Source organism: Halocola ammonii (genome assembly GCF_049334165.1).
Classification (GTDB): Bacteria; Bacteroidota; Bacteroidia; order Flavobacteriales_D; family Sanyastnellaceae; genus JBEGHD01.
This window is the reverse complement of record NZ_JBEGHD010000016.1, coordinates 26,275-37,762: the sequence shown is the minus strand read 5'-3', so window position 1 is coordinate 37,762 and position 11,488 is coordinate 26,275. Positions and strand designations below refer to the sequence as shown.

Sequence of the window (11,488 nt, the reverse complement as noted above, 5' to 3'; positions counted from 1 at the left end):
ATGGTATCTCCGAAAGTTCTTATCAAAACCTGAACTGATGAACTGGATCGACATAACCATTTTCATAGTCTATATGGTCGCCATGCTTGGTGTTGGCTTTTTCTTTTTGAGAAACAACAAGGGCGCGGACGACTACTACGTAGGCGGAAGAAATATGAGTAGCTGGCACGTGGGCCTCTCTGTTGTGGCCACAGATGTTGGTGGCGGCTTCTCCATCGGTCTGGGAGGATTGGGTTTTATGATGGGGATTTCCGGTTCGTGGATGCTTTTCACAGGACTGCTCGGAGCCTGGCTCAGTGCGGTAGTGCTCATTCCCAGAGTCAAAAACACAAAAGCATTCGAGAACTTCTACACCTTCCCAGAGATTTTTGGTTACCTGTTTAATCCCTGGGTGGCGCTGATTGCGGGAATCATTTCGGCTATTGGCTACATAGGATTTACAAGTTCTCAACTACTGGCTGGTGCCAAACTCGCCTCTGGAACTTTTCAGGATTTGAACCTCGACAGTGCTCTTTGGATTATGGGCGCCATAGCTGTTGTCTACACCGTGATGGGAGGAATAAAGGCTGTGATCTACACCGACACCGTGCAGTGGATAATTCTCATGGGTGGACTGATTTTTATCGGGATTCCAGTTTCGTACTCCGCGGTTGGCGGATGGGAAGGGCTCACCAACTCTCTTCCAGATGAGTTTTTCAGCATGACAAACCTGCGATGGCAAGACCTGGCGAACTGGGCTGTCACAATCATTCCCATTTGGTTTGTGGGAATGACACTCTACCAACGAATTTATTCGTGTCGTGATGAAAAAACTGCGAAGAAAGCATGGTTTTACGCGGGATTTTTCGAGTGGCCGATCATGGCGTTTATGGGCGTGGCACTCGGCCTAATGGCCCGCTCTGCGGCAGACCAGGGCATGTTTGAGTACCTGGGCACAGCAGGCATTGCTGAGGCCGACCCCGAAACCGGGTTACCTATGCTTTTGCGAACGGTTCTACCAGTTGGACTGATGGGACTGATGATGTCGGCTTATTTTTCTGCAATTCTTTCTACTGCAGACAGCTGCCTGATGGCTTCATCTGGAAACATTGTGTCTGATGTGATCGGCTTTTTCAAAAAAATGGACCATGAGAAGAAATCGTTCTTTCGCCTCTCTCAGGTAATGACTCTCATCATCGGAGTCATCGCCTTGCTTATTGCCTCTCAGGTCACTCAGGTACTTGATGTGATGCTTACCTCCTACGCCTTTATGGTCTCTGGATTGACCATTCCGCTTATCGGAGGACTGTTTTGGAAAGGCAGTCATTGGATTGGCGCAATTGCGGCAATGCTTTCTGGCGGGGCTGTCACCGCGGGTCTTCAGTGGTTTAAAGTCTCGCTGTCACCCAACGTGGAGCGCGAAAAACTCATCGAACAATTCGACAACCTCAGGCAGCATATGCCAATTCCTGACGTGAGCATAGAAGGCATGCGCAAGTTTGAAATCACTCAGCATGTAAATGCCTCGCAATTGATTCACATCCCCTGGGGCGACATTCACTTTTACCTGCCATTTGGGCTAGATCCTAATGTGTTTGGAATAGCGACTTCAGCCGTTTTCTTTTTCGTATTGAGCTGGATTCTAAAAAAGAAAGAAGAATTGTAGGCGGGTTGAAATCAACCTTTCTTTCTGGCAACAAGAATGATTATTCCCACAACCAGCACAACGCCAGAAATAATTAGTGGTGTCCAGTCGGCTTTGCTGACAGCTACTTCTGCTCCAAAAAGGCTAAATGATTTGGATTCGTTCATGGCCTGAATTCCAAAAACTACAGATCCGATAAGACCTAAGATAGTGAGGATTATTCCTGCTGCTTTCATGATTAGTTGATTTTTCGATTTGTTATGCTGGTGCAAATGGACTTTACTTCAATTTGTTCACAGCATCAGACAAAAAAAGCCCCCGGAAAGTCCGGAGGCCTTAGTTCTATTAAGAGAAGAAATTCGCTTATTTCATCTTCGTCCACATTTTGATAGACTCTTCGTTCATGCGAACATATCCCTGATTTCCTTGAGATTGCGCAGATTTTTTGGAAAGTTGAGCTGCCTCAATGGCACCTTTGTAATCTTCCATTTCAGCAAGGATTAGCGCCTTTTCGCGCAACATCCAGTAAGCATCATCACCAGACATTTTCACAGCCATATTGATCCAATCCTTGGCTTGCTCCAGATTTTGACCTTCCTGACGGTAGTACTTAGCAGCTGAGTAGTAGTCACGTGCTCCTGGACCTTCAAGTGTCATTTCAATACTCTCACCTGCAATTTTAGCAGTGGGAACTTCAATTTTAACACTTACCATCGTTTTTGCCCAGCTGAATACAAGATGGCCATCGTTGTTTGACAGATGATCAAATCCAATAGTGAAGTTTTCAACAGCGGGCTCAATACTATTCACTTTTGCTTTTACGGAGGCCGCAACTTTTGATTCTTCCCACTTCTCAGGTGTTCCCCAGTTTTCTGTATCTGTGTAGAGGTAAATCTCCCAGGAAGTCTCACCTGGCTTGATGAAAATTGCATACTCTCCGGCTGCAACTTCTTTACCTCCAAAGGTTACATCGTGCTCAAATTCGATGATGGTGTTTTTGTTAGCACCTGTTCTCCACATTTCATTATAGGGAACCAGTCCTCCAAAAATTTCACGTCCTTTCATTCCAGGTCTGGAATACTCTACCTGAACTTCAGTGAGTCCAATAATTTGTTCTACTTCAGCACCGGGACTTGGAGCTGGGGTTTTTACTTGTGACATTGCAGTGAATGCAGCAAAACACAAGGCGATTGTTAAAATTCGAGTTTTCATAAAGTATTCTTGTTTTATTTCTGATTATTTTGATGAATCAAAGGTAAAAAGTTTTCCCACCCTCGATAGAAGTAAGTGGAAACACAACAGCAAAGAAAATGTTTACCCCTTTCTTCGAAAAGTGCCTGCTGGCGATCGATTCAGCCCGAATAGTTAACTTTGGAGCATGAATAGATTTTTGATCTTTTGTTTCTGTCTGACCCTGGGTTTGAGCATTTTCTCCTGCGATAATTCCAGTGAACCCCAAGATCGCAAAGTCGAAAGCCTCGACTCTCTTTTGATGAAAGGTGTATTGGCCACAGAAAAACTCAACTTTGAGGAGGCCCATAATCATCTCACTTCGCTGCTGGCCAAGGCAGAGGACGAACAAAACATCAGGTACCAGATTCTCGCCAACCTAAATCTCGGAGCTCTATATCATCATTTTAATGCGCAGGAAGAGGCCTTGCGTTATTTTCTCGAAAGCCTCGAAATTGCCCAGGTGAATAAGGCTAACAAATACCTGAATTCAATTTATAATAATATTGGAATTATCTATCAGCAAAACGGGGCCCACGAAAAAGCCCTGGACTACATGCAAAAAGCTCTGGAGCTGAGTCGTGAGGAAGGTGAAGCCTGGCGCGTAGGCACCAACCTCATCAACCTGGGAAACACGTATGAAAATACGGGACAGACAGACACAGCCATTGCCAGATACAACGAGGCAGCTGTAATATTCAGAGAGATGAACGATTCTATTAACCTGAGTGCAGCCGTTAATAATGTCGGAAACATTTTATTTGACAATAACGATCTTGACTCGGCTCTTCATTACTATAGAAAAGCATATTCACTCTCAAATGACAACAAACAGGCTTGGTATCGATGGGAATACAGCCTCAACTTAGGTAAGGTTCTTTTCAGAATTGGAAAACTCGATTCTGCCAAAATTTACCTCAACCAGGGAATTGACGGTTTTCAAACAACAGATAACCTTTCTATGCTCATAGATGCTCACCAGTGGTTGGCAAAAGTTGAACGAGAATCGGGGAACAACGCTAGTGCCTTTGACCATCTGCAAAAAACTTTTGCCCTAAAAGACACACTCCTGGAAAACAAGACCTCGAAATGGATTTCTGAAATCCAGATGAACTACGAATTTGGTAAAAAAGAAAAGGAACTCGAACTGCTGAAAGAAACCTCAGAAAGGCAACAAACTATTTGGACTCTGGCCGCGAGCGGAGGCTTGTTGATTGTAGTACTTCTCATCATCACAATGCGTACTTCTAACCAGAACCTTAGACAACGAAATGTAATTCTTGAGCAGGACCAGGAAGTTGCCAAACTATCGATAGAAAGAAATGAAGCTCAGAAACAACGCCTTGAACAAGAAATGAAAACTGCAGAGCGTGTCAATGCTCTGGAGCGACAAAAACTTCAGCAAGAAATTGAATTTAAAAATCGTGAGCTTTTGGGAAAAGCCATGCATCTGGTTAACAAAAATGAAGTATTCACCAATTTGATGAGAACACTCGAAAATTGGCGCAGCAAACCAGAGGCTCATCGTGAGAAGGCAGTTTCAGAAGCGATCAATCAACTGAAAACAGCCAGAAATATGGATCAGGATTGGGAAACCTTCAAGCTTCACTTTGAAGAGATTCATCCTGTTTTCTTTTCCCGACTAAGCGAGGACTTTCCCGAACTGAACTCAAACGACCTGAGAATGTGTGCTTACTTAACTCTCAATCTATCTTCTAAAGAGATCGCACAAATTTTTAACATCACACCTGAATCAGTTCGAAAAAGGAAACAGAGGCTGCGAGAAAAAATGGATGTTTCATCTGATAAAAACCTCTCAGAGCTGCTCCGAAATCTTTCTAACAGATAACCTACTCCGAGTCACGCCAATTTACTTACACCTCACACCACAACTTTTCTTGAGTAAAGACTCTCTTCATGAATCGCAAAAATAAAACAGATCTTATCTTCCTGTTTTAGTTAGCTTTAAATTGATCCTGTTTTTCAATCCTATTTCAAATTTGGAAAGCCGTAACTTTCAATTGTCACGCTTTGTCAAGTTATGTGTCACGTTTTGTCACGGTGATTAACATTTATTTATTCAACCTCTTAATAGCTTGCAGAGTCTTAAAACGGGCTCCAAAAAAATGGAGCTTCTAAATAATTTTTAAACCAAAAGTATTATGAGAAGAAAAATTACTCTGTCGTTTTTGACATGTTTCATTGCATTAGTAGCAATGAGTCAAGACCTGACAATTGTTTCTCCAGAGGGACTTTCTGCGCCATACGAAGTTGCGCCCGGCACTGAAATTACTTTTCAGTGGGATTGGTACAGCGATCCGCCTACCTCCTACTTCACTCACGATGAAGAGCCTGTCTTGCCCGACTTTGGAACAGACCCAGAATGGTCTGAATACAGCAATGTTGTTGACAATGGTGATGGCACGTACAACTTCACCGTCACAGCCAACGAAGAGATGTGGGTCTGGGCAGGATTCTTCCAAATGTTTTTTGGCAGCTGGGCTTATTCGGAGGTTTATCATATTGAGATCGCCTCTGGTGTAACTATCAGCTATGAAGATGGAATTGTGTGCCCTGATGGCTCTGGGATAGAGTTACTGTCAGCTGAAGACACCTACGATAGTTATCAGTGGTATCTCGATGGTGAAGCCATTGAAGGAGCAACAGAAAACTCGTACTCAGCTACTGAATCTGGAGCTTACAAGGTCGAAGTCGAACAGGATGGGGAATTCATTTTTTCTAACACCCTCAATGTTATCGATGCTGAAATCTCCATAAGCGGTTCTTACACATCAGGTTCCAGCCAATTGGAAATTGATGCCACTGGCGGTTTTGACAGTTATCAATGGCTTTCAGGACCTGATGCTTCAAACCTATCCGATATTGATGGTGAAACGGCTTCATCAACAACCGTTAATATTACTTCTGACATTGTGTATTACGCAGCAGAGGCTACATTAAATGGCTGCACTGTTCAGACAGAAGCACGCCCGGTTTCGGAATCAGCTTTTACCACTCCGCAAGTGCACATCGATCAGGAAGTAAATGAATTTGGCAATGTTTGCGAAGGTCAGGAAGTAACACTTTCCACGGACGAGGTTTACGGAAGTTATGCCTGGTTCAATAATGGAATGGATGCATTCTATACAAATCCTACTTACACTATTGCGCAAGCCTGGCAAGAAGGAGACTATACCGTACAGGTGACTCCTGTAGGCTGGCCAGAGATCACTATCGAATCTGAACCGCAAGAGGTAGATTTCTTTGAGGTAACTCAGCCTAACCTGATTTCCGATGCCGACTTTCAAAGTTGCGTTGGTGATGAAATAAATGTCACCCTGGCCGATGAAGGTTATGACTACACATGGTACATGCACACCGAATTTGACTACACAGAAGATGACATAGTTGAATTCGATGGAAACACTCTTACATTCAATTTTGAGGAGCAGGTGCGAGTGACAGTTGTAGCAACCTTCGAAGGATGCTCATCAAGCTCGACTTCGATGTTTAATGCCGCAGCTGACGCAAACCTGTCTGCCAACCTAGTCAATTGGGAAGATCAATTCCTCTGTGTAGATAGCATAGCAGAGATGGAAGTACCGAGTTGGGCTCAAGGGGATTACAACAGTTTTCAGTGGTTTGTGGAAGTTGACGGTGAATTCGAAATCATTGAAGGCGCCACTGAAACCACCTATTCAACTTCAGAAATCGGAGTTTATGCAGTTGAAGGAGAGCTAGATGCTTGCGATAACGTTTTCATCATGAGCAGCCCGATCGAAATTCAGGATTACACAGAACGCAACCTCAGCATTTACACCGACAATGCACAACTTTGCATGGGCGACACTGCTGAGCTTGTTATGTCAGCAGGAGAAAACTGGAACAGTATTCAGTGGTTCGAAGAAACCATAGAAATAGGAAACCAGGGCTATGAGGAGCTGTTTTCTCCGCTTATAGGTGCAGGAAGCAGCAGTTCTCAAGAAGTCACAGAGTTTAACTCTTACCAGGTGAAAGCACGACACTACACTTGCCCAAATGGTATCAAGCTCACAAGTAACATCATTGATATTCGCCCCAGAGTAAATCCGGACATAACAGCCGAACCAAACTATGGCGTTAACGGATGGAATGTTGCACCCTGGGATTCTATTGCCTCTTACCTCTACTGTGTTGGTGAACCTGTCACCCTTTCTGTTCCCGAAGGATACGACTCTTACTCATGGCACCATGAATTTTATGCCGGAGATGATGACTTTCAAATCGGAGATGCTATCGAAGGTGAAAACGGAGCGAGCACTGATGTGACCGCTACAGGCGCTGATTGGTATACAGCCATTGTTGACTCTTCCGGTTGTGTGGGTGTATCAGATCCAATTTTGTTGGACACCTGGGTATTTGCACCACCGACCATTACCTCTTACAACAACTCTGAGCTTTGCGGAGCAGGTGATTCTACTCTTATTCACGTTTCTTTCCCTGGAAACTATGCTAATGTAGAATGGTTTCTCAACGGAACCTTAATCGAAGGAGAGAACAACGATTCACTTTACGCCACAGAACCAGGACAGTACGTGGTAAGCGTATACAGAGAAGAGTGTCCTGATTTTGGAATGTCGTCTGGGGTTGGGCCCATAGTTACAATTCTGGAAGCGCAAATTGTCGAAGAAGAGACTTTAATTTATGCCCTTCCACAAGAGGGGTTCTATACCTATCAGTGGTATCTGGATGGTGAACCAATTGAGGCCCCGGAAGACACACCCTGGTTGCTCTACAAAGATGATATGGCCGATGGAACTTACACAGTGGAAGTCACCAACCCTGAGCCATGTACCGTAGTTTCACCACCGTTCGAATGGATAGTAGAGTCTGTTGAAGAATACTACGAAGCGAACCTCAAGATTTTCCCGAATCCAACGAGTGCAGTTTTTCAGATAGATGGAATTGAGAGTTCATCGATTGAGAAGGTGAAAATAATGGACATTTCTGGAAAAGTCGTTGAATCATACCAAACAAGGAGTAACGGAACGTTCTCATTGGCAGGAATGGAAAATGGTTTGTATTTCATCGAGATACAAACGGTAGAAGGAGTGGTGCTTTCCAGAAAAGTGCTCAAGCAGTAGATTATGTGTTAGATAATTTAGGTTCAATAAAAAGAGGGGTTGACGCCCCTCTTTTTTTTGCTTTGAACAATTCTAATCTTGAAATTTTAAGATTAATGCAATTGCAGTATTTCTGTGATGAATGTTTTAGAACTGGGAAAGAACTTTGCATTTTTGCATTCCAAACCTACAAGATGAAACCTTTTTTTCTCACATCTCTACTCCTCTTTCTTAATATCAGTCTGGCACTAAGTCAGGAAGAACCGGAAATTGTACGATGCAGCACGGATGAATACCATGCAGAGCAAATGCAAAACCCTGACTATGCTGAGCAATTCCAGGCGAAAATTGAATCTGTTAGAAACTACCTGGATCAACAGGGTAACGAGCGCTCCGACTGCGATGAAGTACTACTCATCCCTGTAGCAGTTCACTTCCAGGATGTCGGACTCAGTGAAGATTGCGCTATAGATATGGCTCTCGATCAGGTGGCAAGGCTAAATGCCGACTTTGCTGCCACCAATGACGACATTGGCAACTGGGAAGGACTTCAACCTCAGGTTTGGCCCTCAGTTTCTAATAAAGAATCGTGCATCCAGTTTTGCCTTGCAACACTGAATCACCCTGATGGCTTTGGCCTTTCTGATGGAGACTACGCGGTGACAATCAATGAAACTGATGGTGACAACGATCCGGCCTGGAGCGGATACCTGAATTTTTGGGTTCGCGAAGTGGGCGGTGGAACACTTGGCTACTCTCCCCTTGGTGGAAGTGGTAATGGCGATGGTGTGGTTTGCACCCTGACCGCTTTCAGTTCTATTAGCTGCGATGGAAACAATATTAATCCAACTTACAACCTGGGTAGAACCATGACGCACGAAGTTGGTCACTACCTACTCCTCGAGCATCCCTGGGGCGGTGGCGGCTGTGCCAGCACCGATGAAGTAGCTGACACTCCAGTGACGGATGAAGCAACTTACGGCTGCCCCGAAGACGAATTTGTGAATTGCAGCGACCCGGTCCTTTGGCCTACTTACATGGAGTACTGCGATGACCAGTGCCTTTTCATGTTCACCGAGGGCCAGGTTGACCGAATGGAAGCTTACGTGAATACGAATCTTGAAAACTTGCTAAACAACTCCGTGACTACCTGCCAGGAAGCTGCTTGCAACGACTTTGAAGTGACAACCGATTTCAGCAACGAAAGCTGTCCAGGCAATGACGGATCAATTACTATCGAAGCGGCAGGTGGCACCGAGCCCTACTCTTTCTCCATTGCCGGTGGAGCCAACAGTCAAGGTAATGGATCCTTCGAGAATCTGAGTGCTGGCTCTTATGATGTTTATGTGATTGACGAAGAGGAATGCGATTTTGCTACAACTATTGAAATCACACAAGAAGCTGCTGACGTTTCTCTCGTGAGTGTCGAAGGCGAATACTGTAGCGACACAACCGGCTACATCGAAGTGATGGTGGATGAAGCAGGAGCTTTTCAATACAAACTCGAAGGAGTAACGGACTGGCAGGACATTCCGATCTTTGACCATCTCCCTTCTGGCGATTACACAGTTTCTGTGAGAAACTCTGCAGGCTGTTCTGGAATCGTAGAAACGACTGTAGAAAACGAAAGTGATCTCGACTTGCGTATCGACAAACTGAAGCCGGTGAACTGCCCCTGGTTTGATAACGGTGCTATTGCAGTGACCGTTCTGGGAGCTGAACCACCTGTAGAATACACCTTGAACGATGGCGATCCACAGCCACAGGGAATTTACGAAGGACTATCTGTTGGCGCTTATTCGCTTCACATGGCTGACCAGGCCGGGTGCGAACTCACGTATGATTTTGAGATAAATCGATCTTACATTGCCCTGGACGATGACTGTCCGTGCGAGCTTTTTGTACCGACCGCAATCACTCCCGATGGCGATAATCTAAATGATGTTTTTAAAACAGTAGCTTCTTGTCCGGTCAGCGAGTTTCACTTGAGAATTTACGATCGCTGGGGAAAACTAATCTTTGAGTCTACCGACCCTGAGCAAGTGTGGGAAGGTGGCACTGAAAGTCGATACTTCGTTAAGCCTGACGTTTACAACTATCGCGTCACTTACAAATGGGGCGAGTCATCCAGCGATTCCGATATCGACCTTCAAACTCAATCGGGAATTATCACTGTCGTTCGATAAACCGGGACTTAATTACTTATCGAATGGATCTGCGAGCTTTGGTGTGATCCACTTAAGCAAGTGTGAGAGCAACAAACTGAAGAGTACAAAGGCGAGAAACAAAATAAAACCAGGCTGAAGGGATGTCAGGTTGGTCGCTATCGAATTCACAGATTCGTAGGAGGTATTAAAGATTTCCAGCTGATTGTCCAAAATTCCATTGAAACCGACATAAGCCATAAAGATCGCCACAACCATCACATCGGCCATCGACCACTTACCGGATTTCATAGAAAGCCAATAGACGAGCTTATTTTTCCTGAGCTTGTTGTTGCCCAGTAGGTAAATTTCTGTCGAGATTAACTTAGACATTGGAAGCAGCACGCTGAAAGCGAGGATTAATCCACCAACCAAAATCGAGTCGAACTTTTTGGTTTGTAAAAGGACTTGCACCACTTGCAAAATGCTCTTGCTTCGGTAAAAGAGAATTTGATCGTTGAAGGTTACTTTCTCGCCTAACAGAATAAATTCAAGTTTTGCGATTCGCGCATCAATCTCAATCATGGAGCACATCAACCCAGCCATCAAAACCACAAATGCCAAAATTACAGAGAGGATGAAGAGCGGCTTCCGGAGGTACTTGAGTTTTTTTCTGTAAAGCAAAATCCAGGGAATGAGAAATAGAAAAACAATTCCGATTACGATGAACGTGAAGCGGTAAGCTATAACTTCGAGTTTGTCCGTTTCTTGCTTCGCGAACTTGTTGAAACTGGCTTCATCTGCCATGTCGTACTTTTCGACAATCTGATCAATTTCGCTCGAAACTTCAGCTTCCTGCGTTTGCTCGGCAAACTCTTCCAGTTTTTGAGTAGCAATTTTTCGAAGTCGTTCCTTGCTCTTTTCTTTGGTCAGCTCATTAACTATCGATCGGCTGAATTCGGGAACTTTCGACTTGAGGTTTTCTTTGTCGACCACCATGTTGTAGCCGATTTTGCGGAGCTTCTTCTTAAAAGTGTCGTCATTTGCCTGAACTACGCTATCCCCCTTCTCAATCACCGTAACCAGCACATCGCTGATTTGCCTTTGCAAAATGCTGTCTTGCTCTTTTGTAAGCTCGAAGCTTTCAATTTGTCCGGCAATGATCGACTTGATTTCCTCCTTCCAGCTCTCTACTGAAAGAATTCCATTTTGAATTCCATTTACTTCGCTAAAATCATCCTTGATGTTTGCCCTTGTGGTGGAGGCATCGTACACTCTCCAGGAAGAATAGGCCGCTGCCAGAATGAGTGGAACCAAAAACAAGACGAGCAACCACCGCTGGGCGGAACTGGAAAGAGAAGACATAGATTTTCAGATTCTGTTTAATC

Annotated in this window: 7 protein-coding genes; 4 read left to right on the top strand and 3 right to left on the bottom strand. The window is 44.5% G+C overall.

Annotation, left to right across the window (positions count from 1 at the left end; all coding sequences use genetic code 11):
* Positions 1 to 37: 37 nt before the first annotated feature.
* Positions 38 to 1,645: a sodium:solute symporter family protein gene (locus tag ABHV44_RS14605; protein ID WP_459075453.1), complete on the top strand. Its 1,608-nt coding sequence runs from the start codon at positions 38 to 40 to the stop codon at positions 1,643 to 1,645.
* A gap of 11 nt (positions 1,646 to 1,656) precedes the next feature.
* Here the strand turns inward: ABHV44_RS14605 and ABHV44_RS14600 are convergent, their stop codons facing one another.
* Positions 1,657 to 1,860, bottom strand: a complete 204-nt coding sequence (locus ABHV44_RS14600; RefSeq protein WP_459075452.1) for a hypothetical protein — start codon at positions 1,858 to 1,860, stop codon at positions 1,657 to 1,659.
* A 127-nt stretch (positions 1,861 to 1,987) separates the two neighbouring features.
* Positions 1,988 to 2,836, bottom strand: a complete 849-nt coding sequence (locus ABHV44_RS14595) for a DUF2911 domain-containing protein (RefSeq protein ID WP_459075451.1) — start codon at positions 2,834 to 2,836, stop codon at positions 1,988 to 1,990.
* A gap of 166 nt (positions 2,837 to 3,002) precedes the next feature.
* On the opposite strand from ABHV44_RS14595, the gene ABHV44_RS14590 reads away from it, so the two are divergent.
* The 3 genes from ABHV44_RS14590 to ABHV44_RS14580 all read left to right on the top strand — a co-directional run bounded on the left by ABHV44_RS14590 (position 3,003) and on the right by ABHV44_RS14580 (position 10,142).
* Positions 3,003 to 4,703 (top strand): tetratricopeptide repeat protein, encoded by a 1,701-nt coding sequence (locus tag ABHV44_RS14590; RefSeq protein WP_459075450.1) that lies wholly within the window; start codon positions 3,003 to 3,005, stop codon positions 4,701 to 4,703.
* A gap of 313 nt (positions 4,704 to 5,016) precedes the next feature.
* On the top strand, positions 5,017 to 7,977 hold the full coding sequence (locus tag ABHV44_RS14585; RefSeq protein ID WP_459075449.1) for a T9SS type A sorting domain-containing protein: 2,961 nt from the start codon (positions 5,017 to 5,019) through the stop codon (positions 7,975 to 7,977).
* Between the two features lie 173 nt (positions 7,978 to 8,150).
* Positions 8,151 to 10,142 (top strand): M43 family zinc metalloprotease, encoded by a 1,992-nt coding sequence (locus tag ABHV44_RS14580; RefSeq protein WP_459075448.1) that lies wholly within the window; start codon positions 8,151 to 8,153, stop codon positions 10,140 to 10,142.
* A gap of 12 nt (positions 10,143 to 10,154) precedes the next feature.
* Here ABHV44_RS14580 and ABHV44_RS14575 read toward each other — a convergent pair whose 3' ends face one another.
* Positions 10,155 to 11,465 (bottom strand): paraquat-inducible protein A, encoded by a 1,311-nt coding sequence (locus ABHV44_RS14575; RefSeq protein ID WP_459075447.1) that lies wholly within the window; start codon positions 11,463 to 11,465, stop codon positions 10,155 to 10,157.
* Positions 11,466 to 11,488: the final 23 nt, after the last annotated feature.

Bases quoted from the DNA above. Each gene is read 5' to 3' on its own strand.
- ABHV44_RS14585 (WP_459075449.1), top strand. From the start codon at position 5,017: ATGAGAAGAAAAATTACTCTGTCGTTTTTGACATGTTTCATTGCATTA.
- ABHV44_RS14580 (WP_459075448.1), top strand. From the start codon at position 8,151: ATGAAACCTTTTTTTCTCACATCTCTACTCCTCTTTCTTAATATCAGT.
- ABHV44_RS14590 (WP_459075450.1), top strand. From the start codon at position 3,003: ATGAATAGATTTTTGATCTTTTGTTTCTGTCTGACCCTGGGTTTGAGC.
- ABHV44_RS14595 (WP_459075451.1), bottom strand. From the start codon at position 2,836: ATGAAAACTCGAATTTTAACAATCGCCTTGTGTTTTGCTGCATTCACT.
- ABHV44_RS14600 (WP_459075452.1), bottom strand. From the start codon at position 1,860: ATGAAAGCAGCAGGAATAATCCTCACTATCTTAGGTCTTATCGGATCT.
- ABHV44_RS14605 (WP_459075453.1), top strand. From the start codon at position 38: ATGAACTGGATCGACATAACCATTTTCATAGTCTATATGGTCGCCATG.
- ABHV44_RS14575 (WP_459075447.1), bottom strand. From the start codon at position 11,465: ATGTCTTCTCTTTCCAGTTCCGCCCAGCGGTGGTTGCTCGTCTTGTTT.